The sequence below is a fragment of the Halomonas sp. genome, from assembly GCF_029263665.1.
Lineage (GTDB): Bacteria > Pseudomonadota > Gammaproteobacteria > Pseudomonadales > Halomonadaceae > Halomonas.
This window is the reverse complement of the sequence record NZ_JAJUFQ010000022.1, coordinates 45877-72099: the sequence shown is the minus strand read 5'-3', so window position 1 is coordinate 72099 and position 26223 is coordinate 45877. Positions and strand designations below refer to the sequence as shown.

Annotated in this window: 27 protein-coding genes; 9 read left to right on the top strand and 18 right to left on the bottom strand. The window is 55.3% G+C overall.

Annotation, left to right across the window (positions count from 1 at the left end; all coding sequences use genetic code 11):
• Positions 1–1128: 1128 nt before the first annotated feature.
• From Q1K07_RS17675 to Q1K07_RS17660, 4 genes are all read right to left on the bottom strand, one after another.
• The gene (locus Q1K07_RS17675) at positions 1129–1542 is read right to left on the bottom strand and encodes a cupin domain-containing protein (RefSeq protein WP_300314036.1); all 414 of its coding nucleotides are present in this window, start codon (positions 1540–1542) and stop codon (positions 1129–1131) included.
• Between the two features lie 48 nt (positions 1543–1590).
• Complete coding sequence (locus tag Q1K07_RS17670; protein WP_300314034.1) at positions 1591–1941, bottom strand: RidA family protein; 351 nt, start codon at positions 1939–1941, stop codon at positions 1591–1593.
• Positions 1942–2421: 480 nt separating this feature from the next.
• Positions 2422–2808, bottom strand: coding sequence for a hypothetical protein (locus Q1K07_RS17665; protein ID WP_300314032.1), 387 nt, complete (start codon positions 2806–2808; stop codon positions 2422–2424).
• Positions 2809–2936: 128 nt separating this feature from the next.
• Positions 2937–3941: an alpha/beta hydrolase gene (locus tag Q1K07_RS17660; protein ID WP_300314030.1), complete on the bottom strand. Its 1005-nt coding sequence runs from the start codon at positions 3939–3941 to the stop codon at positions 2937–2939.
• A gap of 290 nt (positions 3942–4231) precedes the next feature.
• Between Q1K07_RS17660 and Q1K07_RS17655 the strand changes: the two genes are divergently transcribed.
• Together Q1K07_RS17655 and Q1K07_RS17650 are read left to right on the top strand one after the other, a co-directional pair.
• Positions 4232–6424, top strand: coding sequence for a malate synthase G (locus Q1K07_RS17655; protein ID WP_300314028.1), 2193 nt, complete (start codon positions 4232–4234; stop codon positions 6422–6424).
• Between the two features lie 180 nt (positions 6425–6604).
• Positions 6605–7018 carry a PaaI family thioesterase gene (locus Q1K07_RS17650; RefSeq protein ID WP_300314026.1) on the top strand — a complete coding sequence of 138 codons (414 nt, stop codon included), beginning with the start codon at positions 6605–6607 and terminating at the stop codon, positions 7016–7018.
• Between the two features lie 31 nt (positions 7019–7049).
• On the opposite strand, the gene Q1K07_RS17645 is transcribed toward Q1K07_RS17650, so the two are convergent.
• Positions 7050–7442: a DUF423 domain-containing protein gene (locus Q1K07_RS17645; RefSeq protein WP_300314023.1), complete on the bottom strand. Its 393-nt coding sequence runs from the start codon at positions 7440–7442 to the stop codon at positions 7050–7052.
• Between the two features lie 185 nt (positions 7443–7627).
• On the opposite strand from Q1K07_RS17645, the gene thiS reads away from it, so the two are divergent.
• From thiS to trmB, 3 genes are all read left to right on the top strand, one after another.
• Positions 7628–7828 carry a sulfur carrier protein ThiS gene (gene thiS, locus Q1K07_RS17640; RefSeq protein ID WP_300314020.1) on the top strand — a complete coding sequence of 67 codons (201 nt, stop codon included), beginning with the start codon at positions 7628–7630 and terminating at the stop codon, positions 7826–7828.
• 115 nt (positions 7829–7943) lie between these two features.
• Entirely contained in the window at positions 7944–8738 is a 795-nt protein-coding gene (locus tag Q1K07_RS17635) for a thiazole synthase (protein ID WP_300314017.1), read from the top strand.
• Between the two features lie 96 nt (positions 8739–8834).
• Positions 8835–9590, top strand: coding sequence for a tRNA (guanosine(46)-N7)-methyltransferase TrmB (trmB, locus tag Q1K07_RS17630; protein ID WP_300314014.1), 756 nt, complete (start codon positions 8835–8837; stop codon positions 9588–9590).
• A 584-nt stretch (positions 9591–10174) separates the two neighbouring features.
• Here trmB and Q1K07_RS17625 read toward each other — a convergent pair.
• On the bottom strand, positions 10175–11092 hold the full coding sequence (locus tag Q1K07_RS17625) for an AEC family transporter (protein WP_300314011.1): 918 nt from the start codon (positions 11090–11092) through the stop codon (positions 10175–10177).
• A gap of 147 nt (positions 11093–11239) precedes the next feature.
• Here Q1K07_RS17625 and Q1K07_RS17620 point away from each other — a divergent pair, with 147 nt between their 5' ends.
• Both Q1K07_RS17620 and Q1K07_RS17615 read left to right on the top strand, forming a co-directional pair.
• Complete coding sequence (locus Q1K07_RS17620; protein ID WP_300314008.1) at positions 11240–11755, top strand: hypothetical protein; 516 nt, start codon at positions 11240–11242, stop codon at positions 11753–11755.
• Positions 11756–11869: 114 nt separating this feature from the next.
• Entirely contained in the window at positions 11870–12469 is a 600-nt protein-coding gene (locus Q1K07_RS17615) for an SCO family protein (protein ID WP_300314006.1), read from the top strand.
• Between the two features lie 76 nt (positions 12470–12545).
• Here the strand turns inward: Q1K07_RS17615 and Q1K07_RS17610 are convergent, their stop codons facing one another.
• From Q1K07_RS17610 to Q1K07_RS17585, 6 genes are all read right to left on the bottom strand, one after another.
• The gene (locus Q1K07_RS17610; protein WP_300314003.1) at positions 12546–13325 is read right to left on the bottom strand and encodes an FKBP-type peptidyl-prolyl cis-trans isomerase; all 780 of its coding nucleotides are present in this window, start codon (positions 13323–13325) and stop codon (positions 12546–12548) included.
• Positions 13326–13402: 77 nt separating this feature from the next.
• Complete coding sequence (locus tag Q1K07_RS17605) at positions 13403–13843, bottom strand: universal stress protein (RefSeq protein ID WP_149286650.1); 441 nt, start codon at positions 13841–13843, stop codon at positions 13403–13405.
• 51 nt (positions 13844–13894) lie between these two features.
• Positions 13895–15178, bottom strand: coding sequence for a TRAP transporter large permease (locus Q1K07_RS17600; protein WP_300314000.1), 1284 nt, complete (start codon positions 15176–15178; stop codon positions 13895–13897).
• Between the two features lie 104 nt (positions 15179–15282).
• The gene (locus Q1K07_RS17595) at positions 15283–15861 is read right to left on the bottom strand and encodes a TRAP transporter small permease (RefSeq protein ID WP_300313997.1); all 579 of its coding nucleotides are present in this window, start codon (positions 15859–15861) and stop codon (positions 15283–15285) included.
• A gap of 100 nt (positions 15862–15961) precedes the next feature.
• Positions 15962–16981 (bottom strand): TRAP transporter substrate-binding protein DctP, encoded by a 1020-nt coding sequence (dctP, locus tag Q1K07_RS17590; protein ID WP_300313994.1) that lies wholly within the window; start codon positions 16979–16981, stop codon positions 15962–15964.
• Positions 16982–17140: 159 nt separating this feature from the next.
• The gene (locus Q1K07_RS17585; RefSeq protein WP_300313991.1) at positions 17141–17668 is read right to left on the bottom strand and encodes a TIGR02444 family protein; all 528 of its coding nucleotides are present in this window, start codon (positions 17666–17668) and stop codon (positions 17141–17143) included.
• An 80-nt stretch (positions 17669–17748) separates the two neighbouring features.
• On the opposite strand from Q1K07_RS17585, the gene Q1K07_RS17580 reads away from it, so the two are divergent.
• Complete coding sequence (locus tag Q1K07_RS17580; protein ID WP_300313989.1) at positions 17749–19680, top strand: ATP-binding cassette domain-containing protein; 1932 nt, start codon at positions 17749–17751, stop codon at positions 19678–19680.
• Here Q1K07_RS17580 and Q1K07_RS17575 read toward each other — a convergent pair.
• The 4 genes from Q1K07_RS17575 to thiD form a co-directional block, all read right to left on the bottom strand.
• On the bottom strand, positions 19669–21093 hold the full coding sequence (locus Q1K07_RS17575) for a nucleobase:cation symporter-2 family protein (protein WP_300313985.1): 1425 nt from the start codon (positions 21091–21093) through the stop codon (positions 19669–19671). The genes Q1K07_RS17580 and Q1K07_RS17575 overlap by 12 nt on opposite strands.
• Positions 21094–21273: 180 nt before the next feature.
• A complete protein-coding gene (gene dtd, locus Q1K07_RS17570) occupies positions 21274–21711 on the bottom strand; it encodes a D-aminoacyl-tRNA deacylase (protein ID WP_300313982.1) in 438 nt (145 codons plus the stop codon).
• Positions 21712–21786: 75 nt separating this feature from the next.
• Positions 21787–22632 (bottom strand): universal stress protein, encoded by an 846-nt coding sequence (locus tag Q1K07_RS17565; protein WP_300313979.1) that lies wholly within the window; start codon positions 22630–22632, stop codon positions 21787–21789.
• A gap of 161 nt (positions 22633–22793) precedes the next feature.
• Complete coding sequence (thiD, locus tag Q1K07_RS17560) at positions 22794–23624, bottom strand: bifunctional hydroxymethylpyrimidine kinase/phosphomethylpyrimidine kinase (protein WP_300313976.1); 831 nt, start codon at positions 23622–23624, stop codon at positions 22794–22796.
• A 71-nt stretch (positions 23625–23695) separates the two neighbouring features.
• On the opposite strand from thiD, the gene Q1K07_RS17555 reads away from it, so the two are divergent.
• Complete coding sequence (locus tag Q1K07_RS17555; RefSeq protein ID WP_300313973.1) at positions 23696–24127, top strand: YqaA family protein; 432 nt, start codon at positions 23696–23698, stop codon at positions 24125–24127.
• A gap of 92 nt (positions 24128–24219) precedes the next feature.
• Here the strand turns inward: Q1K07_RS17555 and Q1K07_RS17550 are convergent, their stop codons facing one another.
• A complete protein-coding gene (locus Q1K07_RS17550) occupies positions 24220–25623 on the bottom strand; it encodes a TRAP transporter large permease subunit (RefSeq protein ID WP_300313971.1) in 1404 nt (467 codons plus the stop codon).
• Complete coding sequence (locus Q1K07_RS17545) at positions 25623–26186, bottom strand: TRAP transporter small permease subunit (RefSeq protein WP_300313968.1); 564 nt, start codon at positions 26184–26186, stop codon at positions 25623–25625. Before Q1K07_RS17545 ends, Q1K07_RS17550 begins: the two co-directional genes overlap by 1 nt.
• Positions 26187–26223 lie beyond the last annotated feature (37 nt).

Here is a 26223-nt window from a genome sequence, read left to right as displayed (position 1 = left end):
GGGGTCTCCCCATGTGAGAGTAGGTCATCGTCAGGCATCTATTCGAAAAAATCCCCCGGATACGTCCGGGGGATTTTTTTTGCGTCGAGCCACGAGCCACGAGCCACGAGCGATGGGCACGCTACGCTCGGGCCGCGAGCGATTCCTTGCCACCATGCTGCTCGAAGCTCGATGCTCATCTGAGAGTAGCGGATGGCTGTCTCGATCATCGTCAGCCATCTATTCAGAGAAGCCCCGGATTCGATGAGTTCGAGACTTTTTATGTTCGGGAGTTGTCCGGCGGTGATCTGTTCGTCAGGAGCGGACAGGAAGCGCCTTCAGGTGAGCCTCAGGGATAGATGAGTAAAGGGGCTAACATCGCCGTCTGAACACTGGCTCAAGCGTAGATAGGGGACGTGACCCCGAGAGGAGAGTCGCCTCGACGTCAGATATTTTTCGGCATTGATTCAGAAAGGCACTGTTTATCAGAATGAGACTGAGGCGGATCGTGTAATCTTGACGTGACTGTGAAGCTCTAGTATCTCAACAAAGTTCAGCTCAGTACCATAAGGGAAGCTTGGGCTGACTTACTTGGGTAGGCTGTCACTTTCTTTCCCATTATTTCTGGATCTTCTTGAAAACTGCGAGTATCGGATACGTAAAAAACGGAGTTGTGGTGATTCTGCTTTGAAGCTGCTGGTAGAGAATGCCCCGTTGCTGCTAGTGACGTACGGTATGTTGTGAGATGCATCCAAAAATGTGGGAAACCCTATATATACTGATACCATAAATAATGACTTCTAGCAGGTCTTGGGAAGTGATGCCTACATTCAGTGCTCCCTTCATGTGCATTTCCCAGGCTCTTAGGGATACCTCTGTCAGCATTTCTCTTGTCTTGATATCCAGCTCTTTCAACAAGTTGGTCAGATTATTAACTAAATTTTGCTCATGACATTACGGCCATGAAATATGAGATCATTTCTTATTATACTTCGGAATTGGCTGTTATAAGGAAATATAGAGGTGTGCAATAAATCATACAGGTAATGCTGAGAGATTAATGCAGCCTCAGCGCGATCGCAAACGCTATATCAAGGGAAGGGGCAACCATAATGATTGCCCCTTGATAATAGACGATGGTCTACTATATTAACAGCCGCTACCGCAATGGGAGCTATCTGGTTTTGGACCATCATCAAGAAGGTCAAATGTAAGAACTTTCAATGGGTTCTTGTCGGATGTGTTCTTTACCCAATGCTCGACGTCATTGTATTCTGAGAAGCAGTCACCCGCCTTCCAGTTAACTGGATCCTTCGATTTATTGGTATGTTCTACCCCTGTGCCTTCGAGTACATACAGGATGGCAGGGCGATTCTCATGTGAATGAATGGCGATAGTTCCACCAGGGCGACATTCGAGAAGCCGACAGCGCATGCGCCTTTCCAAAAGAGGCTTTCCATAGTCTGGTACGACAATATCGGGCATGTCGATAGAGGCTAGCTCTGTTGAGATTTCATCATCATTGAGCTGCACAGGGGCCTTGGGGAATTTTTCTTCTTTCATTATCCTCTCCTATGAACAGACCTTGTTTTACACAAGGCATAATTTGGTTCAGGCGTGGGCAAATACCTGAACCTCAACAACCCACTCAGGGTTTGCTAAACGAACAACTTGTATGGCTGCACGTGACGGTACCTGGCCCTGTTCACTGGCAACCCATTTGTCCCAGACCTGGTTGAATGACTCATAATCATCCATGTCTGTTAAGAAAATATTTGCATAAATAACATTGCTCTTATCGGTTCCAGCTTTTTCCAGCAAGCTATCAATGCTTTTCAAGAGGCTCTCTGCTTGCTCGGCGACAGTCTTTCCAGAGGATACTTGTCCGGAAAGAATCAACAGGTTGCCGCTCTTTGATGCTTGGCTCATACGGGTATTTTGCTCAAATCTTTCGACTTTCATTTTATCTCCTGATTTTGATTGAAATATTATTTATGGATATAGTTTATGCGTTAATGGAATGTACATAAATAATGAAGGTATAAGTTTTGTCTCTTCTTGATATTGCATTATTTTTTCAAAATATTTAAAGCATTAATCAAACACTATTTTTTTTCTTCTGTGCTTACAAGATCCTTGTTTCTTAACAGTGCGTAGGAAATTGCCTCGTATGGAATTTGAAAAATCATAATTTAGAGGGAAGGTTTCTCCATTGTTCTTGTTATACAGGCGCCTTGGCCCGACTCTTCCTAGCGATCATTCATTTGATGTCCCCGGTTTTCCTGGGCTATGGCTTAGATAAAGCCTGAGGAGCTCGTCTAGATTTGCATCGAGTGAAATGCTGGTATGCCGTATTGCGCCCTTATTTCCGGAAATATCAGGGCAACACACAGCATACCGGCAGGTGGAGGGAATACGGGCTTCTGGATATACAGATACGTGTTATAACGCGTCAGCGTCGAAGGCTCCGTTAATTACTGTTGACCAGAGGGCAGCGCCATCCCCCGGTCGACGAAGGCGAAGCTCGAAGCGGTAGGGTAGAAGGTCACGGTCAGAGAGCTGAAGACGTGGCCCTTCAGCAATCAGGCGACTATCAACGAGCCACTGGTTGGTACCGGCTCCTGGGGTATCGGCAGGCTGCCAGTCAAGCACCTGAGGGCCATCCTCGACCCCCAGAAGCCCACGCGTCAGACTTTCCTTCACTCGGGTTTCATCGACCGTCAAGCGATGGTCCACGTTGGGAGGCGACAGCAAAAAGGTTTGGTCACGCAGTGCCATGCCATCCAGAGCAGGTGATGTGGTCAGTTCTTTGGCAGCTTGCTGACCCAAGCCAAGGAGTGCCTGACGTATGGGGTCAGGTGCCTGTGAGCTACTGACACATCCTGCTGTGAAGAATGCCAGCATTGCCAATAGCAGCAGAAGGCGATATGGGAAGGCCTGGCCAGAGAAAGATCTTTTTAGTGCGTGTCCTGAGCTCTTGAGCATTGACGGTTTGCATTCCTATTGCTGGGGGGTAGCCGCTCGTTCAGAAAATCGCGTACGTGCTCGAACAGCTCGTCACGGATGGGTGCAGCTTCATTGACCAGATGATGCCGTGCATCGTTATGACGGTGAACCCTGGCGTTGAGGAATTTCTTTTCCAGCACACGAAGGTTCCAGTCTCCATCGACGGTCAGGTCCTGGTCTCCCTGGAGGATCAGGGTCGGGATATGATTCGGGGGAAGTTCCATCAACCGAGGTATCCAACGACGCATGGCACTGACCCAGCTGGTCGGTAAACGTACCGGCTGCAGTGGATCATGCTCGCGCAGGAAAGTGGCGAAGTCGGCATCATTGGTATTGGCGCGGAACCTACGTGGTACACTGCCGATGAATGGCCCAACCAGGCTGTGTACCCAGGCTGCGCGTGTCCAGCCCATGGGGCGTACCAGTGGCGCGAGAAGGACCAGGGCTGACCAGTGCCCGTCATCACCTCGAGTCAGGGCATCAGTGGATAGAATGGCTGCACCAGTGCTTTGACCAAGTCCAATCCACGGGCCTTTGGCTAAGCCTTCGTCGTCGAGATATTGCTGCACATCTTTCAGACAGTCGATGTAATCGTCGAAATCATCAATGTCGGCACGCTCTCCACTGGACAGGCCATGGCCGGGAAGATCCCACAAGACAACCTGCAACCCCTCGTCCAGAAGCAGCTTGAGTAAATGACAATAGAGGCCCAGGTGATCGTAGTATCCATGTACGATGATAGCGGTACCGCGAGGGGCCGGAGGAGTCCATATCTGGGTCCACAGGCGAAAGCGTGCCGTAGTGATATTGCCTACCTGGAGGCTGATGTCATCCTGGCACAGCTTGGCAAGGCGGTAATGTGCCAGGTAAGAGGCAAGTGGCGAGCCGTCGCCAAGAGTGTCTAGCCCCACTGAAAGAAGGGTTGTGATTTCCTCAAGAGAAGTGAAATCGGTCATCGTGATCTCCAGCAAGAGCTTCCATGCTAACTAGGCTGCAGGTTTGGCACCACTGTTTCTTATTGCAGGAAGAGTATTTGTTTAGACACCAATTGCAGTGAATTCCTTCCTTTCAAGGACGTAATACAGGGCTGGAAGATTATCATTTGGTCTAGCTCTGGCATCTGGAACAAGGCTGTGGGTTTACATATGGAATAATTTTCCACAAAATTATTCGTGAGCAGTCTACCTTCCCAGTCCGGTCATTCGGTGCCAAGGGGGGCACCCTGGCCATACGAGGAGCTTCACTCATGACGCAACGCATCACCCGCCATCGCCTTCAGCTGGCAGCTGAACTGGATCAGTTCATCAATGAGCAAGCCCTACCGGGCACCGGCATTGACCCGGAGGCCTTCTGGAAAGGAGTGGACGAGATTTTCCATGACCTGGCCCCGGTCAACCGTGTTCTTCTCGCCGAACGCGATGAGCTGCAGAGCAAGCTCGATGCCTGGCATCGCGAGCACCCAGGCCCGGTCACTGATATGGCGACCTACCGCGCTTTTCTGGAGAGCATTGGTTATCTGGCCAAAACCCCGGCCAGTGTCCAGGTGACTACAGAAAATGTGGATCGTGAAATCGCTGTACAAGCCGGTCCACAGCTGGTTGTGCCCGTCAATAATGCCCGTTATGCCTTGAATGCGGCCAATGCCCGCTGGGGGAGCTTGTATGATGCTCTCTACGGTACTGATGTTATTTCCGAAGAAGATGGCTGTGAAAAAGGTACCGGTTTCAATCCCAAGCGCGGTGAGAAGGTTATTTCCTACGCTCGTAATGTGCTGGACCAGGCTGTGCCCTTGGCCACTGGCTCCCATCGTGAAGCGGTGCGTTATGTCCTGCGCGATGGTCGCCTGGTGGTGTCTCTGGCTGGCGGTCGAGAGACTGGCCTCAAGGAGCCCGGCAAGCTGATTGGTTATCGGGGAGAGGCTTCTGCGCCGACATCTGTATTGCTGGCCCATCATGGGCTGCATCTGGAAATCCTGATTGATGCAGAGCATCCCATCGGCAAGATTGATCCAGCAGGGGTCAAGGACGTCAAGCTGGAGTCTGCACTGACATCCATCATGGATTGCGAGGACTCCGTTGCAGCCGTGGACGCTGAGGATAAGGTCGATGTCTATGCCAATTGGCTTGGCTTGATGAAAGGCGACCTCTCCAGTGAAGTGGCCAAGGGTGGGAAATCCTTTACCAGAACCCTGAATCCTGACCTGAGCTGGACTTCTCCTGATGGCGGTGAAGTGACTCTACCTGGTCGTTCACTGCTGTTTGTGCGCAATGTTGGTCACTTGATGACTACGCCGGCAGTGCTTGACGCCGAAGGCAATGAACTCCCGGAAGGTATCCTCGACGGCATCGTAACGTCCCTGATTGCTTTGCACGATCTGCAGAAGCCAGAAGGGGCTGCACGCAATTCCCGTACCGGCTCCGTGTACATCGTCAAGCCGAAGATGCATGGCCCCAAGGAAGTCGCCTTTGCCAATACCCTGTTTGATCGCATCGAGGATGTATTGGGCCTGGCCCGAAATACCCTCAAGATGGGGGTAATGGATGAAGAGCGGCGTACTTCAGTCAACCTTAAGGCCTGCATCCAAGCAGCATCCGAGCGTCTGGTGTTCATCAACACAGGGTTCCTGGATCGTACCGGCGATGAAATGCATACCGCGATGGCTGCGGGGCCGATGGTACGCAAGGGTGACATGAAGGGAGAGGCCTGGATCCAAGCCTACGAGCGCAGCAATGTGTTGGTTGGCCTAGCCTGTGGCCTGCGTGGCCGTGCCCAGATCGGCAAGGGGATGTGGGCCATGCCGGACCTGATGGCGGCCATGATCGAACAGAAGATCGGTCACCCCAAGGCGGGGGCCAACACGGCCTGGGTGCCTTCTCCCACCGCAGCGACCCTGCATGCGCTGCACTACCATCAAGTGGATGTATCTGCTGTTCAGCGGGAACTGGAGAAGCAGGATGAAAGCGCCTTGCGCGACGAACTGCTGGAAGGACTGCTGAGCGTACCGGTGGCAGTCGATCCCAGTTGGGGTGATGCTGAGCGACAACAGGAGCTGGATAACAACTGTCAGGGTATCCTCGGCTATGTGGTGCGTTGGGTCGAGCAGGGAGTCGGTTGTTCCAAAGTGCCGGATATACATGATGTAGGACTGATGGAAGACCGTGCAACCCTGCGTATCTCCAGTCAGCACATAGCCAACTGGCTGCGCCATGATGTGGTCAATATCGACCAGGTCAAGAAGTCTCTGGAGCGCATGGCTGAAGTGGTCGATGCCCAGAACCAGGGTGATCCGAACTATACTCCCATGACCGCTAACTTCGAGGGTTCCTGTGCCTTCCAGGCGGCAAGTGATTTGATCTTCAAGGGTTGTGAGCAACCTGCCGGCTACACGGAACCGCTTCTGCACCATTGGCGTCTGGTACATAAGGCCAAGAGCGCCTAGGAAATACTGCAGATAGCGTGGCCTTAAACCTAGCCATGTGTTCCTTTCGACGCCTCATCGCTTGACGGTGGGGCGTCATCTTATGTAAGCAGGTCATGCATTGGACAGATCTTGCTATTGGGAAGAGCTTCGGGCACGCATGCGCTATCGTGGAACAAGGACTGACTCAGGGAGAGCCCCATGACCGTGATGACAGCCGCCGCTATCGAGGACTTTCTCGATGAAGTGTTCCCTCAACGACAGGGCACCATCGAGGGTGTGGGAGATATGCGGGCCACGATGAGCCTGGCCATTGAAGATGAGCACTTGAGACCGGGGTCCTGTGTCTCCGGGCCGACCATGATGGGGTTGGCAGATGTTTGTCTTTACGTAGCTATCCTGGCGCAGGTCGGCCCCGAACCCATGGCGGTGACGACAGACCTCAATTGCCACTTTTTGCGCCGAGCCAGGGGCGATCGCGACTTGATTGCCAATGCTCGAATCATCAAGCTTGGGCGTCGCCTGGCTGTCGGCGAGGTACAGCTATTCTCCGATGGTGATGAAGCACCGGTTGCTCATATCACGGCGACATATGTACTGCCCGATGGTGATTGAGCCGGTCATGGATAGCCATGGAAGAGGAAGGTTAACGCCCCTGACATAATATGCCGATTGCCAGTGTTACCCACCCTGCAATCAGCAGGAGTCCCCCTATGGGTGTGATGATGCCGAAGGCACCGAGGCTATGCCCGGAGAGCTCGGCGATGGCCATGGCATAGAGCGATCCAGAAAACAGTAATACCCCCCCTGCCCACAGCATCAAGGCAAGGTGTTGTGCGAAGAAGCGTATATGTTGGCGCCAGACCAGCAGCACCATAGCCGCCAGGGTGTGCCAGGTTTGATAACGCACACCTGTGAAGAAGGCATTTTCCAGGCGCAATGGAAGTCGGCCGGACAGGCCATGGGCCGCGAAGGCTCCTAGTATGACCATCACCGCACCTGAGATGGCCACCGTGGCCCACCAACGACGCTCCTGCATGGCTTGAACCTCTTATCGACCTGGATGATGCATGTCTTTGCAAGACGTATACACAAGTGCCAACCGTACCCCGACAGGCTGCAAACCGCTACAATGGAGGGCCGTGTGTTTTGATGAACCAGCTCAACATCCACGCCTAGCAATGGGCAAACGTAATAACGGCCAAGTTCAACAACGAGGTGGCCATGCAGATTCAGCTCAACGGTGAGCCACATGCTTTGGAGCATACGCAGACAGTCGCAGAACTGGTCGAATCGCTCGGTCTGAGTGGGCGGCGTATTGCTATCGAACTCAATGAGGATATTCTGCCACGCAGCTTGCATGCAGAGACATCTCTCAATGATGGTGATCGTATCGAGATTGTTCATGCCATTGGCGGTGGCTGAGTAAGACCGCCTGCTGCTGCCAGAGCCTTCCGTACATCACCCAGGTCTTGTACCGCTGCGCTGACAAGAAGAGCAGTCATTTGCGTACAGGCCTCTGACCCAGGAAACAGGATTCATGACCGAGATTCAGGACAGCCCGTTCCACGTGGCCGGCCATACCTTTTCTTCACGTCTGCTGGTTGGTACCGGCAAATACAAGGACTTCGAGGAGACCGGGCAGGCCATTGCTGCCAGCGGGGCTGAAGTAGTGACCTTCGCCGTGCGTCGAACTAACCTTGGCCAGGAGGTCGGTCAACCCAACCTGCTCGATGTCATCTCACCAGACCGCTATACCCTGCTACCCAATACCGCTGGCTGTTATACGGCCAAGGATGCCGTACGCACCTGCCGCCTGGCCCGAGAATTGCTGGATGGTCACAAACTGGTCAAGCTGGAAGTACTGGGCGACGATAACACCCTTTATCCCAATGTGGTGGAAACCCTGAAGGCTGCCGAGACCCTGGTAAGTGAAGGGTTCGACGTGATGGTCTATACCAGTGATGATCCCATCGTGGCCAAAGAACTGGAAGCTATCGGCTGCTGTGCGGTCATGCCTCTCGGCTCTTTGATCGGTTCTGGTCATGGCATTCAGAACCCTTACAACGTGCGCTTGATCATCGAGCAAGCCCAGGTGCCGGTACTGGTTGATGCTGGAATTGGTACTGCGTCCGAGGCCGCCATGGCGATGGAGCTGGGTTGCGATGGTGTGCTGATGAATTCAGCCATTGCCCATGCCAGTGCTCCCGTGCTCATGGCGCAGGCAATGAAGCACGCTGTCGTTGCCGGGCGCCAGGCCTTCCTCGCGGGTCGCATGCCGCGTCGTGGTGGTGCTGAAGCCTCCTCGCCCTCTGCTGGCCGTATCAACGAATAGCGACAGGGCTGTCCATTTGCATGCTGAGCTTGGTGGCGGACGTCAGGATGTCCGCTGCTGGGTCCCTTTTTCAAGATTCATAGAGTATGTCCCTGTATGAAGGATCCCCAACACCAGGACGAAGGTTCCTCTGCGTCCAAGACAACAGGCCCAGAGTCTCCTGATGCCCCATTGCATCGCCGAGGTATCAAGAGCTACGTTATTCGCGCCGGACGCATGACAGAAGCGCAGACTCGTGGACTGGAAGAAGTCTGGCCGCGCCTAGGTCTCACCATTGCTGATGGTCTTCAGAACCTGGATACATTATTCGGCCGTGTTGCCCCTCGTGTGGCGGAAGTGGGCTTCGGCATGGGGAAGTCGCTGATTGAACAAGCCGAGCGTCATCCGGAAGTCGACTTTATCGGTATTGAAGTTCATGCACCGGGGGTCGGCAAACTGTTGGATGAAGCAGACAAGCGAGGGTTGACCAATATCCGTGTGTACCGTGAAGATGCTTTGGCGGTGCTTGAGCAATGCTTGCCTGCTGACAGCCTGACGACATTTCAATTGTTCTTCCCTGACCCTTGGCCAAAGAAGAAACATCACAAACGTCGTATCGTACAGCCTGCCTTTGTCGAATTGATTCGCACCCGCTTGAAAGCGGGAGGTACCTTGCATATGGCAACCGACTGGGAGGCTTATGCAGAGTGGATGGTTGAGGTGATGGAAGCCGCTCCCGGCTATACCAACACTGCAGCGTCTGAAACCTCCCCTTATGTGCCTCGTCCGGACTTTCGCCCCTTGACCAAGTTCGAGGTTCGTGGAGAACGTCTGGGACATGGGGTATGGGATCTGATTTTTCGCCGCGACTAGCCCATGCAGCGATTGCCCACCTGCCAAACCAGGCAAAAGAGTGTTTCTCCAGGCAATACCGTCATTTCTCCCGTAGGGGATACGAAAAAGCCGCTCCTGAATTCAGGAGCGGCGAAAGGACCGTGACTAGCAATGAGGAGGAGAAACCAGACTGCGACTGGCAAGCCTTGTGTCTGGCACCGGCGGCTCATCAAACGCCGATGAATTGAAGTTAAACCATTCTCATTTAGACGTCAATGCAAACGAGAATATTTTTTATCTATGCGTTGTATGTACCGTTTCGCCTCTCCGTTTCACCTATGAAGAGCCGTATCGAAAGATAATGGCGTCATGTCGCGAAGCCATCACGCAGTGGTGGAAGAAAAAAAGAAAGCCGCTCCTGATTCAGGAGCGGCGAAAGGACCGTGACTAGCAATGAGGAGGAGAAACCAGACAACGACTGGCAAGCCTTGTGTCTGGCACCGGCGGCTCATCAACCGCCGATGAATTGAAGCTAAACCATTCTCATTTACTCGTCAACATGAATGAGAACATTTTTTATTCAGTTCCTTCCAGAACCTGAATCAGTCTGACTAGAATGCTTTTCAGCTTCCTGCCAGACGCATCCACAGTGGTAGTGTCAGCATAGCCAACAGTGTTTGAGCGGTGATCAACCCTGCCATGAGATCGGCGTCACCACCAAGTTGTCGGGCCAGGATGTAGGCCGACGTTGCGGTAGGCAGAGCAGCGAACAGCAAGGCCACATCCAGGCTGACCCTGCCCAGGCCAAACACCCAACCCAATATGAGTACCAGCACAGGCATCAGGACGAGCTTGACCAAGCTCGAGACCCATAGACCTAGATCTCTGCGCAGCAAGGCATGAGGCCGGAGTGCAACACCCACTGCCACTAGCCCCAAAGGCAGGGCGGCTCTTCCCAGAAGCTCCAGGCTACCGGCACTCCATCCAGGAAGGCCAATGCCCGAGAGGTTTAACCCGATACCTGCAAGGCAGGCCAGTATCAGAGGGTTCTGAACCAGTGCCCCGAGACTCTTCCAGAAACCGGAGCGGCCAAGTGTTCCTGCGGCAATGAAAGTCAGTACGCAAAGCACATTGACGACGGGGATCATCAAGGCCAATGCCACCGCTGCAACCGTAGCGCCATGAGAGCCATGCAGGGCCGCGGCACCGGCGACACCGACATAGGTGTTGAAACGAACAGCCCCCTGGAAGACAGAGGTGAAGGCGGCTGCTGTCAGCCCCAGCCGAGGCCTGATCCACCATAGCAGTACACTGAATACGGCCATGGCGCCCAGCAAGGTTATCGCAATACTGACGACTGGCACCCGTGAAATGTCTGCCTGCGCCAGGGTAGCGATGAGCATGGCGGGGAATAGCAAGAAGTAGATCAGTTTCTCCATGCGCGTCCAGAAATCCCCGCCGGGGATACGCAGGGCCCCAAGAACAGCACCCAGCAAGATGAGAAGAAACAAAGGTCCTAATGCTTCGGCGATACCTGCCATGATGACTCCCTTTGTGAACCTCGTGCGGGCACTGCGACATCAACACGCAGGATATCCATGAGGCTTAGTGGCACTTTATTGTTAAGCTTACCGTATGCCTGCGCTTGGCATGCGTTCCGTCCTTTGTATCGATAGGCTCTAGTGCCCATGCTTCCGAGCAAGTTCAGTTCCACTCGCAGGCCCCGGCTGACGTTGTTGATAACGTTGACACTCATCGCGTTGGGTATGGCCCTATGGTACCTGTTGCGCTATGAAATCGCTGGCCATGAGGCGGTGGAGTGGCATGTGCCGGAACAGGTTGAATCCTGTGATCTACACCGTGGCCCTTGTAGTGCCGACCTTGGGGATGGGGCTCGCCTTACACTATCCATCCCGGTTGACGGCGATATTCGTCCGCTGGTGCCATTGCCATTGGATGTTCAGATAAGCGGCATTGAGGCGGCCGGAGCGGTGGTCTCGTTCGAAGGTGTCGACATGGACATGGGAGTGCATCGTTTTCCTCTGACAGCGTCTGGGTCTGGACATTTTCAAGGCCAAGGACAAGTTGGCATCTGCACTCGGGACCGCATGGTGTGGCGAGTACTTGTGGTACTGGACACCCCGAGGGGCCCCTTGGGAAGCTGGTTCGATCTTGAGGTGCAATATCCCAGGAATATGAGCTAGCGATTGGAAGGGCGATGGAAAAAAGCGATACCGCAGGTTAACCAGTGATATAGAGCAATTAGCTAAAACAGAACAAATAGCGGAAGTCGAGCAGACAAGAGCATGGAGAGGTTCATGAATCGACGTTACCTGGGGCTGGGAGCTTGTGCCATTGTCATTCTGGCTGCCGCGGTGCTATGGACACTCAAGCCTTGGGAAAACCACTCTCCTGCCGAGGGATCGATCGCCGGTGGGCCAATTGAACTGCCCTCGACCGAAGGGGACTTCTCGCTGGCATCGCTAGCCGATGATCAGGTTGCTGTCGTGTTCTTCGGCTATACATGGTGTCCCGATGTCTGCCCCATGAGCCTTTCTGTCATGCGCCAAACCCTGGATAGCCTGCCTCAGGAACAGCAGAAGCGAGTTGTGCCTGTCTTGATATCCCTGGACCCGGAGCGGGATAGCATTGAACGGCTACGAGAATATCTGGGGTTCTTCGGAGATGGATTTATCGGCGCTACGGGAAGCCGAACGCAGCTCGAGGATATTGCCGAACGTTACGATGTGGTCTGGCGCAAGGTCGAAGCGGGGGATTCTGAAGGAGAATACACGATTGACCATACGGCATATCTCTATCTGGTAGATTCGCAAGGAGGGGTATTGCAGCGGGTGCTCCATTCGCCGACCCCTGCGCCTTTGCAGGCAGCGTTGACTGATGTGCTTGCCGGCGACTGAAATAGCCTGGGCGAAAAAGAACATCGCCAGCCTGAAAGGCTGGCGATGAGCAGGATCGAGCAGAGGGACGAAACGCTTAGCCTTCGCTTTCCTCTTCTGCCGCCTTGTCCTCGGTTGCTGCCTTGTCTTCTTCAGCACCTTCCGCTTCTGCGGCAGGTGTCACATCCAGCAGTTCAACCTTGAAGATCAGGGTCTGGTTCGGGCCAATCGGACCTTGACCACGGGCACCATAGGCTAGCTCGGCAGGGATGACCACTTCCCAGGTATCGCCCACTTTCATCATCTTCAGGGCTTCCTGCCAGCCTTCGATCACCTGGCCGACCTGGAAGGACACCGGCTCGCCGCGCTCATAGGAGCTGTCGAACACGGTGCCATCGATCAGTTTGCCTTCGTAGTTGACCTTGACGGTATCGCCATCGGCCGGAGTTGCGCCATCGCCGGACTCGATTTCCTTGTACTGCAGACCGGAATCGGTCGTGGTGACGCCTTCCTTCTCGCCATTTTCGGCGAGGAACTTATCGCCCTCTTCCTTGTTGGCCTTGGCCTCTTTCTCGAGCTCTGCGGCAAGCTTCTTCTGTTCCTCGGCACGCTTGGCCATGGCTTCCTGCTGGAACTTGGTCAACGCAGCCGCAATCTCGTCTTCGCTCATCTGCAGTTCGCCGCCTGCAAACACATCGTTGACAGCGTCAGTGAAAGCCTCTGTGTCGAGGTCTTCAACATCCTGCTGGATGCTCTGGCCGAGAGTTACACCAAGGCTGTAGCTGAGTTTCTCCTGATCGGTTTCCGGAGCGGAGAAGGCCAGTGGGGCTGCACCCAGCAGGGCGATCAGGGAGGCGGTAGTCAGCAGTCTCTTCATGGAAATCCTTTAGCTTCGTGAAGCACTACGAGTGAATGTCGGTGATGAGACTGTAACAGTTGGCCATTGGTTCCGCACTAAACCACAAGTGTCGGGCAACTGGCCGACCCGGCGACACGTTGGGAAACACTCCCCAGCAGTATGTTATCGCCGTTTGTGCCATGTGCTCCAATGACGACCAGGTCGCACTCTCGCTTGCGCGCAAAGCGCACGATAGTACGCGATGGACGCCCTCCTTTGACAAAAGCGCGGACCTTCTCGACAGCAACTCCCATGTCAACGGCCCTGGACTTGGCCTGCACCGCGATTTCGGTGGCGTACTCCTTGAGCGCATCGTCGGGTATATCAACCTCATCAGGGCGGACCATGGAAAGTGAGGCTTCCAGCAAGCTGTGGTGCTTGAACACGCACAATATGTATATCTCCGCGCCTGTCAGCAGTTGCAGAGCTACAGCCTTTTCCAGAGCTTTCAAGGCACCCTTGGAACCATCCACAGCGACCAGGATTCGATGAAACATCGCAGGACCTCCTATCTACACAACGGCTAATGGCTACACAACGGCCAATGGCTAGCGGAAGGCAACATCGCGCAGGAACAGAGATATCTGCGGGAACATGATCAGCAGCGCAGCGGCAAGGATCAGCAATAGCACGAAGGGAGGTGTGCCCTTGATCACGTCCAGGTAAGGGCGTTTGAAGATGGCAATAGCGGTAAAGATATCGCAACCGAAAGGTGGTGTTGCCGAGCCTATCGCGACTTGCAGCGTGATCAGGATACCGACGAGTACAGGATCCAGGCCGGTAGCTTCGATAGCTGGCGTGAAAATAGGAGTCAGTACCAGAATGACAACGATGGGGTCGACGAACATGCAGGCAATGAAGAAGGACACACAGATTGCGATCAGCACTCCAGTGGGCCCCGCCTCATTGATACCTGCAGCCTCGAGCAGGACCTGAGGAATCTGAGCGAAGGAAATGATCCAGGAGAAGCTGTTTCCCACGGCGACCAGAATGAACACGACAGCGGTGATCAGGCCAGTGGACTTGGAGATGGCATAGATCTGGGAGGCCTTGAGCGAGCGAAACACCACGAACTCCAGGAATATGGCGTAAAGCACGCAGGCCGCAGCAGCTTCAGTAGGACTGAAGATGCCGCCATAGATCCCGCCGATGATGATGACAGGAAAACCCAGCGGCCAGAGTGCCTGATAGACGGCTTTCATGCGATCTGACCAGGAACTCCTGGGCTCCGTGGGGACGTCCCGAATCACTGCGTATAACACGCAGTAGATGGCAAACATCAGCAGGATCATCAGCCCTGGACCAATTCCGGCAATGAACAGCTCACCGATCGAGGTGCCGGAGATGACTCCGTAGATGATCATGCCAATGCTTGGCGGAATCAGGAAAGCAATGTCACTGGCGTTGATGATCAGGGCCAGGGTGAAGGAATCGGAGTAACCGGCCTTGAGCATGCGTGGGCGCAGCGGTGAGCCCACGGCGACCACGGTTGCCTGGGTGGAGCCGGAGACGGCACCGAACAGGGTGCAGGATGCAGCGGTGGAAACCGCCAGGCCGCCTTTGATATGGCCGATGAAGGCCATGACCATGTTGATCAGGCGATCGGCGGAGTGCCCCCGGGTCATGATGTCCGCCGCCAGAATGAACATGGGTACGGCGATAAGTGATGTAGGCCGGATACCCGCCATCATCTGTTGAATCAGGGTGTCCATCTGGCCCAGGCCATTGAACATCATGTAGAAACCGATGACCGCCGCTGTGATCAGCGGAATCATCATGGGAAAGCCCAGCAGCAGCAGGGCTATCATGGTAACAATCATTATTGTTGTCATGGACGTATTCCTCTTGAAACCACGGTCTCAATGTCGAGAGCAGCCATTGTCCTGATGGGGAAAGTTCGTGGACAGGTTGTCAATGAGTTATGGCACACCGTTGATCAGACCTCGGTTTCCGTATCCTTGTAGCCATCTATGACCCCTGTGGAGAGGTAGACGTCCCGGGATACCATGTTCTTGATGGCAGTGAGAAAATACTGAATACCCGTGATCAGGAAGCCGATAGGAACCCAGATATAAATGATGAAAATAGGAATACTGAGCGCTGGAAGAACACGTCCCTTGCCGTAAAGGTCGATTATGTAGACGACGGAGTAATACAGCAGGAAGAACATCACCAGTGACGTGAATAGAGAGATGAAGATCATCAATGCCCTGCGGCCACCGACCGGCAGAGCGTCATAGATTGCCGACATGCGGATATGGCGGCCGTGTCGGGCAGCATAACCAATACCTGCGAAAGTGATCATGATGATCAGGATGCGATTGACCTCCCCGCTGAAAAAGATGCTTTCGCCAAATACGAAACGACCGATGACATTGGCAATGGTGTTGAATGCCATCAGCAGCACACCAGCAGCGAGGATGACCGCTTCGACCTTGCTGATAAGGGTATCGATTGTGCCCAGAATGCCAGGCAACCCGGAGTGGTAATTCTTTTCGGCTTCTTCGTCAGTCATGGTGTGTTTCTCTCTTGATGGGTAGATAGCCCGGAAAAGAGACCTTCCGAAACAACAAGGGGGCAGCTTGGCTGCCCCCTTGGAAGATTGGGGCCTGGTATCAGCCCTCTCCCTCTACGGCCTTGAGATCGGCCTTGAACTGGTCAAGTAGCTTCTTGCCGGTATCTCCCGTCATCTCCAGGAACTTTTTCTCCACCTGAGGGGCACGTTCCTTGAAGACCTGAATCTGTTCGTCAGTCAAACGAGTTACCGTGACATCGTCAGAAGCTTCCTCGATCTTGGCCAAGGAGTCTTCTGCCAGGCCCTTGATGTGCTCCATGGTAGTGTCATAGGCCGCGTCGGAAGCTTCCTGCACCAACTGCTTGTCCTCATCGGACAGGTCGTCATAGAAATCCTTGTTGGCCATCATCGCGGTGGTGAACCAGCCATGACCAGTGAAGATCAGGTTGGGAGACACTTCGTACAGGCCACCGGACTCGATCCAGAAGATAGGATTCTCCTGGCCATCGATGACTCCAGTCTGCAGAGCGCCGTATACCTCTCCCCACGGAAGCGGAGTCGGGGTTGCCCCGAAGGCCCGATAGGTTTCCGCCAGCAGTGGGTTGGTCATGGTACGGATCTTCTTGTTGTTGAAGTCTTCCGGAGAGGTGACAGGCGTGTCGGCCGTGACCACCATTTCCCCCTCGGGGAACATCTTCAGCAACTCCAGGCCGTGCTCGGCGTAAAGCTCGGGGAGCATCTCGTTGATGGCCTTGCTCTCGTCGAAGAACTTGAGCACGGTCTCTTCATCGGTAGGCAGCAAGTAGGGAATGAAGAAGATCTGGGCAGATGGGATAAGGGATCCGGTGAAGCCGGGGGACTGGTCGACGAACTGGATGATGCCGTTCTGGGCCTGCTCCATGAAGTCATCGGACTCGCCCAGTTCACCGAAACGGTAGACCTGAACAGTGTGATCCGAGTTCTCTTCGACGTACTTCTTGAATGCCTGAGCGTAGACGTCCTGAACGTCACCCTCATATTCCTCGTGGGCATAGCGCCATGTATCAGCCATGGCGAAGGAGGACAGGCCAAGCATCAGAGCGCCGATGCTGGCACTGGTGAATAGGTGTTTTGCCTTCATTATTGTGGCTCCATTTAAGGGCTTGTCTGGGCGAAATTTGTGAAAATTCTTTCACTTCAATGTCAAAATCATGTTGCGCTTACAGCATCAAAGCAGCAGCGCTGCCTGTTCAGCGGACACTGAAATTCAAGAGAAATATCCCGTGCGATGTATTTCAGGCTAGCGTGGGTGGCAAAGAGGGTCAAGCTGGGTTTCCAGCGTTGCAATCAGTCTAACTTGCGATTTTTTCTTTAATTCATGGTCAGAAAGTAGAACTTTTTCCAGACTTGGAAGAGGCACGGGAAGAGGTGTTAACGTGCTATCTTTGAGGCTGATTTTCATGAGCCTGTTCATGGTTTCTCTCTCCGCCGCAAGCTCGGATTTCTTGATTTGCTCACGCAGGCTGAAGACAGCCGTAGAGCGGCATGATTCTGGCTTGAGCTCGCGACGGATCCTGCGCAGGGGCTGCGTGACCTCGGCTTGCCAGCGACGTATCTCCGGCGCCAGCTCGCCGGCTTGTGCCCCATGCTGGAAGAGCCAGCAACGCCACAGCAGCTCGCACACATCCCAGCCATACTCATCCTGAAGGCTGAGGCAGACCTGCTCGACGCCTGAACGCGCATAGAAATCGACAGCAAACGTCCATAAAGGCTGTGCTGTCAGGTGCTGACGCAGTTGTGTCATGAATTGGGTAGAATTGGTGCCCAAGATAGCGACCTTTACATACTTGATTGTGGCATCACCGCTCACGCTGCTGAGAGCAGCGGTGGATGCCTTATGGAGTCTTGATGATTGCACTGCGCCAAGTGACTCTGCAACGTGGAGCCGAGCCACTGTTCGAAGGGGCCGACGCGACCCTGCATGCTGGCTACAAGGTGGGTATTGTCGGGCCCAATGGTGCTGGAAAGTCCAGCCTGTTCAGCCTGGTGCTAGGGCAGATCAGCGCCGACAAGGGTAACGTAGAGATGAGTGGTGGGCAGCGCATTGCGCACATGGCCCAAGAGGTCGAGGCCCTGTCACGTCCCATCGTCGATTACGTGCTCGATGGCGACACGGAGCTTCGCCGTACCGAGGCCGCTCTGGCGGATGCCCAGGCCAGCGGAGATCACCAACGAGAAGCCGAACTGCATGGCACCATCGAGGCGTTGGATGGATATAGTGCCCCTTCCCGTGCAGCCCAGCTGCTGGTCGGACTGGGATTTTCCCAGCAGCAGTTGAGCCAACCACTGTCTGCCTTTTCTGGTGGCTGGCGCATGCGTGCCAACCTGGCACGAACCCTGTTCATGCCTTCTGACGTCCTGTTGCTCGATGAGCCGACCAACCACCTGGATCTGGATGCATTGCTGTGGCTTGAACAATGGCTGATCCGTTATCCCGGGACCTTGCTGCTAATCTCTCACGATCGCGACTTCCTCGATGCGGTGTGCGACCACATTCTGCATTTCGATCGCCAACAGCTAGTGCTGTATCGTGGTAATTACACGACGTTCGAGCGCACTCGCGCAGAGAAGCTGGCGCTGCAGCAGGCGGTTGCCGCCAAGCAGCAGGCACGACGCGAGGAAATCGAGAAGTTCGTGGCACGCTTTCGCTACAAGGCCACCAAGGCCCGTCAGGCCCAGAGTCGATTGAAGATGCTCGAGCGCATGGGCACCATCGCGTTGGCCCATGTGGATTCGCCCTTCCATTTCACCTTGCCCTCTGCCGAAAAGACGTCTCATCCTCTGCTGGTGCTGGACGAAGCCACTCTCGGTTATCGCACTGCCGATAACGAGCGTGTTCAGCTTGAGCAGGTTCGTCTTACCCTCTTGCCGGGGCAGCGCATTGGCTTGCTTGGCCCCAATGGCGCGGGCAAGTCGACCTTGATCAAGTCGCTTACCGGGGCGCTGCCATTGCTGGCAGGTACCCGGATACCCGGTGAACATCTGGCCATCGGCTATTTCGCTCAGCATCAGCTTGAAGGGCTGGACCTGGCGTCGACGCCATTTCAGCACGTGCAGCGCTTGTCTCCCCGCGCAGCAGATAGCGAGATTCGTAGCTTCCTGGGAGGTTTTGGCTTCCCAGGTGATGATGTCTTTGCTGAAGTCGGCCAGTTCTCTGGAGGAGAGAAGGCCCGCCTGGCACTAGCCCTGGTGGCTTGGCAGAAGCCCAATCTATTGCTGCTCGACGAACCTACCAACCACCTTGATCTGGAGATGCGCGAGGCGCTGACCGAGGCCCTGGCAGCTTTCGAAGGTACGGTTATCGTGGTGTCTCACGACCGACACCTGCTCAAGGCCACTGTGGATGAGTTCTGGCGGGTCGCTGATCATCGTGTCGAGCCTTTTGACGGCGACCTGGAAGACTACCGCCTCTGGCTTAAACAGCGCTTGGATGCGGCGCGCCGAGAAGCTCGGGAGGAAAAGGCCGAGGCGATCGAGGCGCCAAGGGAAGATCGCAAGGCTTCACGCCGGGCAGCAGCAGAGCTGCGTGAGAAGCTGCGGCCATTGAAGCGTGAACGCGACAAGGCCGAGCAGGCCATGGAAAAAGTGCAGGAAGAACTGGCTGCTATCGAGGAGCGTTTGGCAGACCCTGAACTCTACACCGCAGAAGAACGCAAGGCCGAACTTACCGACAGTTTGGCGCGCCAGGGAGAGTTGAAGAGCCGCCTCGACGACCTGGAGCAGCAATGGCTGGCCGCCGAGGAGGCATTGGAGCAGATGAGTCAGGAATTAGCGGGCTGACACTGACTTGGCCTCGGTATCGGACTGGGTTCTGCCGCTTGACTTGGAACCTTGGCGATCTGAGTCATTCATCTTGGCCGCAATGCGTTCACGTTCCTGATGTTCATCATCCAGGCTGCGCTTGGGCAAGAGCAGGTTGAGCGTGACGGCGGTAATGGCTGCGACGACGACAGGGGATCCACCGATCGCCAGCTTGAGCATGGGGGGCAGGGCATCGAGGGCTTCGGGGGCAGCATAGACGCCCAGGCTCAAGGCCAGGGCCAGGCTGGCGATAGTCATGTTGCGTGATGATAGTTCATCACGGGTCAGCAGCTGGATGCCTGTCATGGTGATCATGCCAAAGACGGTGATAGTGGCGCCGCCCAGTACGGGATAGGGAATGGTGGTCATCAGCGCGCCGAACTTGGGAATGACCCCGGCCAGCAGCATGAATACGGCAGCAAGGGCCAGCACCGTACGGCTGACGACCTTGGTCATGGCGATGATGCCGACGTTCTGGCTATAGGAAGATGTGGGCAAGGCACCGAACAGGGAACCCACCAGGGTGCACAGGCCATTGCCCAGCAGACCACCGGACAGTTCCTTTTCTCCCAGCTCTCGGTTCATGCCGCCGATGGTCGTTGCGGAAAGATCGCCAATGGTCTGTACCGAGTTGACCACGCAGATGATCACCATGGAGATGACCGCGGCAGCAGGAAATGTCAGTTCAAAGGGCATCAACTGTGGGGCACTGAACCAGGAGGCATTGTGCACGGGGCTGAAGTCCACCATGCCCAGGGCCAGAGACAACCCGTATCCGACCAGAATGCCGCAGACGATGGCCGAGAGTTTCATGAAGCCGCGCGCAAACTGAGAGATGCACAGCACGACGAATAGTGTTACCAGCGCCACGGCCCATTGCGCAGGTTCCCCGAAGTGTGGATTCCCTATTCCACCTGCCATGTAGCGGATGGCGATGTCGTACAGCGACAGGCCGATTACCAGGACAACCACGCCAGCGACAACTGGGGGAAACAGGTGTCGCAACGGACGAATGCCCACACCGACCAGCAGCATTGCCAGGCCACCGATCAGCTGTGCGCCGAGAATACCACTGATACCGAATTGCGATCCGACGGCTGTGAGGGTTGGTACATAGGCGAAGCCGACCCCGAAGATGGTCGGCAATCGTGCACCAAAACGGTATACACCATATAGCTGAATCAGAGTGGAAACACCCGAAGCCAACAGGGAAATCTGGATCAATAGCAGGGTTTCTGCACTGGAAGCTCCCACAGTGCCTGCAACGATGATGGGCACTGTTACCGTGCCCATGATCATGGCAAGAATGTGCTGAAGTGAGAGTGGCAGAGCTCGAGTCAGGGGAGGGCGACCGTAGAAGTCGAAGACGGACCTGCTGCGGTTAGTTGTCATGGATACGCTCTTTGCCAGTTATTGTATACATTGGATATTTGGTAAATATTTCCAAAAACCAGGCTCGGGAGCCAGCACATAACGGCAAAATACGACCAAGGGATAAGAAGAGGAACACATATCACCGTTATGGAAAAACACCGCAACGGCAATATATGTGATTGATTTACATGAGGCTGATCAGCTTTCCAGGAGGAAAGTGACAGGTCCATCGTTGATCAATGAAACCTGCATGTTGGCACCGAACTCTCCACTGGCAACATGGGGCCAGCATTGCTGAGCCTGGTTCAACAGATAATGAAACAACCGATCACCCTCGGCAGGTGGTGCCGCGCTGGAAAAGCTGGGACGCAGGCCCTTGCGAGTATCGGCAGCAAGGGTGAATTGCGACACCAGCAGCAGACCGCCTTGGGCCTGTTGTAGATTGAGGTTCATTTTGCCTTCACTATCGCTGAATACTCGGTAGTGAAGCAGCTTGTGCAGCAAACGGTCCGCAGCGGCCTCATCATCTCCTTTTTCCACACCGATCAATGCCAGCAGGCCGGAGTCGATGGCGCCGACAATACGTGCGTCCACTTCCACACTGGCACGCTGCACGCGTTGGATCAAAGCTTTCATTGGGCAGGTTCCTGGTGCTTGTCATATATCGCGCCGGAGCCTACCACGAATGGATGGTCTGGTGTCTCCTGTCTCTCACCAAGCCCTGCATACCATGATGTCGTAATGCAGTTCCGACAGCAGGTGCCGGGTGATCTGGCCACATTGCTCGGATGGGCTGCGATTGCTCAATGCCAGCATGTCCGGCGGCTGATGTCTGAGGTGAGATACCAGCACTCCCAAGGGATCCCCTTGTTCGAGAACGAGCTCCAGTTCCGGCACTTGTTCGAATTCGCCCATCAGTTGATCGACATCTTGTTCCAACTGTTGGCGAAGGCGCGAGACTTCCTGATCTCGCCACAGTGCGAAGCCACTGTCAGAGCCCAATTCGCGTTCACCGGGAATATTCCAGGCATGCAGCAGCTTCAGGCGCGCTTCAGGAAAGCGACACAGAGTCTCATGCAAGGTGCGCCGGCAGGCCAAGGAAAAGTCCACTGGCACCAGAATGTCATGCCATGCCCTTGCTGGGGGTTGGCTTATTATCAGAACGGGGCAAGGTGCACTACGCAATACCCGTGCAAGGGTTGTCCCGCCGATCAGATCTGGATGCCCTCGCTTGCGATGGGTACCGAGGATGATCATATCGGCCTGGCGCTCATGGGCTTCGCGAATGATTTCCGCATAGGGGGCGCCGGTGACGGTCTGGATCAGGTGGGCGGGTTCTTCGAACGCATAGTCTTCGCGGAGGTCGGTCATGATCGACTGGATGTCGGCAACCACGGCACTTTCCAGGTCGTGCAGGACTCGATGGGGCAGGTAAGGATCCAGGACATGCAGGATGTCCAGATGAGCACCTTGCTCGCTGGCCAAACGAATGGCGCGCCCGAAGGCCGATCGGTTTTCAGCAGATAGATCGCAGGCAAACAGCAGGGTTCGAGCCATGACACATCTCCCACACCAGCAGGTGAGTTCTTAGCATGGGCGCCCATGCAGGATCACGCAAGATACGACAGAACCCTGGCCCATGATACTCAGGGGCCTCGAGGGCCCCTGAGCTGGTACTGATGAGAGTTCTTCCGATGCATGAAGCGTGTGATCAAGGATCACCATAGCGCATGGAAATGATGCACTGGCCCGCGCCCATGCCCCACCGCCAACTGGCGGCTGGCAGTGAGTGCCTCGTGGAGCCAATGCTTGGCTTCACCGATAGCAGCAACGATGCGCTCATGGCTGGCATCGGCGGGCAGGTGAGCGAGCTTCGCCGCAATAGCTGACGAAAGAGCACAACCGGTACCATGCAGGTTGTCGGTTTCAATGCGAGGGGCCGGCAACCAATGATCGCCTTCCGGTGTGGCCAGCAGGTCAGGGCAACTATTGCCGGCCAGGTGGCCTCCCTTGAGTAGCACATAAGGTGACTTGAGGGTTTTCAGCCCTGGCAGCATGGCTTCCATGGCATCAGGGGTGGTGGGCGGTGTCACTTCCAGCAAAACGGCAGCTTCGGGAAGGTTGGGAGTAATGACATCGGCCAAGGGGATGAGAATATCTCGGACGGCCTCGATACCCGCAGCATCGACCAGGATGTCGCCACTTTTGGCGACCATTACCGGGTCGAGTACTATCCAGCGGGGGCGACGGACTTCCAGCGCTTCTCGTAGCGTTTCGGCCACTTCGCGACTGGACACCATGCCGATCTTGACGGCATCGATATGAACATCGTCGAGCAGATTATCCAACTGGGTACGAATTGCCGAGGCTGGTACAGGGTGGACCTCGCGCACGCCACAGGTGTTCTGTGCGATGACTGCCGTGATCACATTGGTTGCGTAGGTACCGAGAGCGGAAAGCGTCTTGATATCGCCTTGCAAGCCTGCGCCCCCGGAAGGATCCGAGCCGGCAATGGTCAAAGTGTGAGGAATGGGAGAAGGTACAGACATGAATCTAGCCCGAGTCATAGCGTGAGCCACAGCATACACCTTTTCTTTTCTCTGCCTGGACCTGATACGACATGTTGAGCCTGTTCGTGGTCGCCCTGGCTGGAGCCACCTTGCTTCCAGGAGGCTCGGAAGCCTGGCTGGCGGCACTCTGGTGTCAAGGTGCAACGCCTTCAGGGCTGTGGCTCACCGCAACGGCAGGCAATACGCTTGGCAGTCTGATCAATGTGGCCATGGGGCGCTATGCTCGCCATTGGGAAGGGAAACGTTGGTTTCCCGTCTCATCACAAGCGTTGGCACGAGCCGAGGGATGGTACATGCGCGGAGGCGAGCTCAGTCTGTTGCTGTCGTGGCTGCCTGTCATCGGGGATCCACTGACGGTGCTGGCAGGTATCGCCAGGCTGCCCTGGTGGCGTGCCTGTCTATGGATCGTCGTGGCCAAAGGAGGCCGATATGCCCTGATGCTGTGGCTGGCGGAGCGCTTTCTGGCCGGTTACTGCGAATGACTCCATAGGCAGATTATCTTCCCGTATGTGCCTCACAGAACAAGGGCCGCATGAAGCGACCCCGTGTTTTTGTGCTCACAGCAAGCTATGACTCAAAACTTGCTGGGTAACCAGGTGGCCAATTGCGGGAAGAATGATAGAGCCACCAACATGCCTAGTTGCAGCACGATAAATGGCACGACACCGCGATAGATGGCTGAAGTCGGTAATGACGCTGGTGCGACGCCTCGCAAGTAGAACAGCGCAAAACCAAAGGGTGGAGTGAGGAAAGAGGTCTGCAGATTGATGGCGATCATGATGCCGAGCCATACAGGGTCGAGGCCCATGGCCAGTAGAATGGGACCAACGATGGGAACCACCACGAAGGTGATCTCGATGAAGTCGAGAATGAAGCCAAGCAGAAAGATCACCAGCATGACGATGACGGTTGCGCCGACGACTCCTCCGGGCATGCTCTCGAAGACATGGGTGACAAGTTCTTCACCACCGTAGGCGCGGAAGACCAGGGAGAACAGGGCTGCGCCGATCAGGATCAAGAACACCATGGTGGTCACATGGGTCGTGGTGCGAAGCACATCCTTGAGTGTCTCCAGATTCAGGCGGCGATAGGCCAGGGCCAGCACGAAGGCTCCAAAAGCGCCTACGGCTGATGCCTCGGTGGGAGTGGCCAGGCCGGCAAGGATCGAGCCCAGGACGGCAATGATCAGCACGATGGGTGGTACCAGGCCCTTGAGCAACAACAGGCCGAGGCCCTCTCCATGCCCAAGCTCCTTCATCAGCTCTTCACGATCTGCCGGGGGCGCGGCATCAGGTCTGAAAAAGGCGACCAGGCTGACATAGAGCATGTAGACCGCCACCAGGATCAGGCCAGGGACCAGGGCCCCCATGAACAGGTCCCCCACCGATACCGTCTTGGGGCTGAAGATACCCATGGCCAACTGGGCTTGCTGATAGGCAGAAGATAGGACGTCACCAAGCAGCACCAGGGCGATGGAGGGCGGGATGATCTGGCCCAGGGTTCCGGTGGCACAGATGGTGCCGGTGGCCAGGGACGGGCTATAGCCGCGCTTGAGCATGGTCGGCAGCGACAGTAATCCCATGGTCACTACCGTTGCACCGACAATACCAGTGGAGGCCGCCAGCAGCATACCCACCAGGGTCACGGAGATGCCGAGCCCTCCGCGTAGCGAGCCGAACAACAAGGCCATGGCGTCAAGCAAGGTTTCAGCGACCTTGGACTTTTCCAGCAGTACGCCCATCAACACGAACAGTGGCACCGCCAGCAAGGTCGCATTGGTCATGATCCCGTAGAGACGATTGGGAAAGGCATTCAGGTAGCTGGCATCGAAGTTGGCATCGATGCCAACAGTTTCCAGGCCATAGCCGAGTCCAGTGAAGGCCAGCGCGGTACCCGCCAGCGACAAGGCGACGGGATAGCCGAACATCAGGACAATGCAGATGACGGCGAAGAGCACCAGGGGCATGTATTCCATCATCACAGGCGCTCCTCATCCGCAGCATCGTGATCTTTCGTGCTGGGATCGAGACGTCCCGAGATGATCAATGCATTACGCAGGATCTCGACCAGGCCCTGCACGATCATCAATCCGGCAAACAGGGGAATCAGTGTCTTGAGCAGGAAAACCCCATGAATGCCTCCAGCATCCGGCGAGCCTTCGAAAATGGCCCAGGACTTGGCGACATAGCCAAGACTGGCCACAATGGTGAAGATCATTACCGGCAATAGCAGGAACACCGTACCAAGCAGGTCGACCCAAGCCTTTTTGCGTGGTGACATGTCTCGATAGAAAATATCGACGCGCACATGGCCGTCATGTTTGAGGGTGAAGGCCGCTGCCAGCAGGAATACCAGCGCGTGCATGTACATGACAGATTCCTGCATGGGAATGCTGTTGATGCTGAGGGCATAACGCAGCACGACAATCAGAAATTGCACCGCCATCATCGCGAGGATGAGCCAGGACAAGGCCTTGCCCAAGTAGTCGGAAAAGGCGTCGAGGGCGGCAAGAGGCCTCGGTAAGCCGCGGGAGTGGGTCATGGGGAACTCGCTGCTGTATCCATTGCTTGGACAACAC

What these genes read in the sequence shown, in the direction of transcription:
- Q1K07_RS17635 (WP_300314017.1), top strand. Translation starts at nt 7,944, where the DNA reads ATGACCGAGATTCAGGACAGCCCGTTCCACGTGGCCGGCCATACCTTT.
- Q1K07_RS17550 (WP_300313971.1), bottom strand. Translation starts at nt 25,623, where the DNA reads ATGATGGAATACATGCCCCTGGTGCTCTTCGCCGTCATCTGCATTGTC.
- Q1K07_RS17605 (WP_149286650.1), bottom strand. Translation starts at nt 13,843, where the DNA reads ATGTTTCATCGAATCCTGGTCGCTGTGGATGGTTCCAAGGGTGCCTTG.
- Q1K07_RS17625 (WP_300314011.1), bottom strand. Translation starts at nt 11,092, where the DNA reads ATGGCAGGTATCGCCGAAGCATTAGGACCTTTGTTTCTTCTCATCTTG.
- Q1K07_RS17610 (WP_300314003.1), bottom strand. Translation starts at nt 13,325, where the DNA reads ATGAAGAGACTGCTGACTACCGCCTCCCTGATCGCCCTGCTGGGTGCA.
- Q1K07_RS17580 (WP_300313989.1), top strand. Translation starts at nt 17,749, where the DNA reads ATGATTGCACTGCGCCAAGTGACTCTGCAACGTGGAGCCGAGCCACTG.
- Q1K07_RS17600 (WP_300314000.1), bottom strand. Translation starts at nt 15,178, where the DNA reads ATGACAACAATAATGATTGTTACCATGATAGCCCTGCTGCTGCTGGGC.
- dctP (WP_300313994.1), bottom strand. Translation starts at nt 16,981, where the DNA reads ATGAAGGCAAAACACCTATTCACCAGTGCCAGCATCGGCGCTCTGATG.
- Q1K07_RS17620 (WP_300314008.1), top strand. Translation starts at nt 11,240, where the DNA reads ATGCTTCCGAGCAAGTTCAGTTCCACTCGCAGGCCCCGGCTGACGTTG.
- trmB (WP_300314014.1), top strand. Translation starts at nt 8,835, where the DNA reads ATGAAGGATCCCCAACACCAGGACGAAGGTTCCTCTGCGTCCAAGACA.
- thiD (WP_300313976.1), bottom strand. Translation starts at nt 23,624, where the DNA reads ATGTCTGTACCTTCTCCCATTCCTCACACTTTGACCATTGCCGGCTCG.
- Q1K07_RS17660 (WP_300314030.1), bottom strand. Translation starts at nt 3,941, where the DNA reads ATGACCGATTTCACTTCTCTTGAGGAAATCACAACCCTTCTTTCAGTG.
- Q1K07_RS17575 (WP_300313985.1), bottom strand. Translation starts at nt 21,093, where the DNA reads ATGACAACTAACCGCAGCAGGTCCGTCTTCGACTTCTACGGTCGCCCT.
- Q1K07_RS17615 (WP_300314006.1), top strand. Translation starts at nt 11,870, where the DNA reads ATGAATCGACGTTACCTGGGGCTGGGAGCTTGTGCCATTGTCATTCTG.
- Q1K07_RS17655 (WP_300314028.1), top strand. Translation starts at nt 4,232, where the DNA reads ATGACGCAACGCATCACCCGCCATCGCCTTCAGCTGGCAGCTGAACTG.
- Q1K07_RS17545 (WP_300313968.1), bottom strand. Translation starts at nt 26,186, where the DNA reads ATGACCCACTCCCGCGGCTTACCGAGGCCTCTTGCCGCCCTCGACGCC.
- Q1K07_RS17595 (WP_300313997.1), bottom strand. Translation starts at nt 15,861, where the DNA reads ATGACTGACGAAGAAGCCGAAAAGAATTACCACTCCGGGTTGCCTGGC.
- Q1K07_RS17650 (WP_300314026.1), top strand. Translation starts at nt 6,605, where the DNA reads ATGACCGTGATGACAGCCGCCGCTATCGAGGACTTTCTCGATGAAGTG.
- Q1K07_RS17565 (WP_300313979.1), bottom strand. Translation starts at nt 22,632, where the DNA reads ATGGCTCGAACCCTGCTGTTTGCCTGCGATCTATCTGCTGAAAACCGA.
- Q1K07_RS17675 (WP_300314036.1), bottom strand. Translation starts at nt 1,542, where the DNA reads ATGAAAGAAGAAAAATTCCCCAAGGCCCCTGTGCAGCTCAATGATGAT.
- Q1K07_RS17555 (WP_300313973.1), top strand. Translation starts at nt 23,696, where the DNA reads ATGTTGAGCCTGTTCGTGGTCGCCCTGGCTGGAGCCACCTTGCTTCCA.
- Q1K07_RS17645 (WP_300314023.1), bottom strand. Translation starts at nt 7,442, where the DNA reads ATGCAGGAGCGTCGTTGGTGGGCCACGGTGGCCATCTCAGGTGCGGTG.
- thiS (WP_300314020.1), top strand. Translation starts at nt 7,628, where the DNA reads ATGCAGATTCAGCTCAACGGTGAGCCACATGCTTTGGAGCATACGCAG.
- dtd (WP_300313982.1), bottom strand. Translation starts at nt 21,711, where the DNA reads ATGAAAGCTTTGATCCAACGCGTGCAGCGTGCCAGTGTGGAAGTGGAC.
- Q1K07_RS17670 (WP_300314034.1), bottom strand. Translation starts at nt 1,941, where the DNA reads ATGAAAGTCGAAAGATTTGAGCAAAATACCCGTATGAGCCAAGCATCA.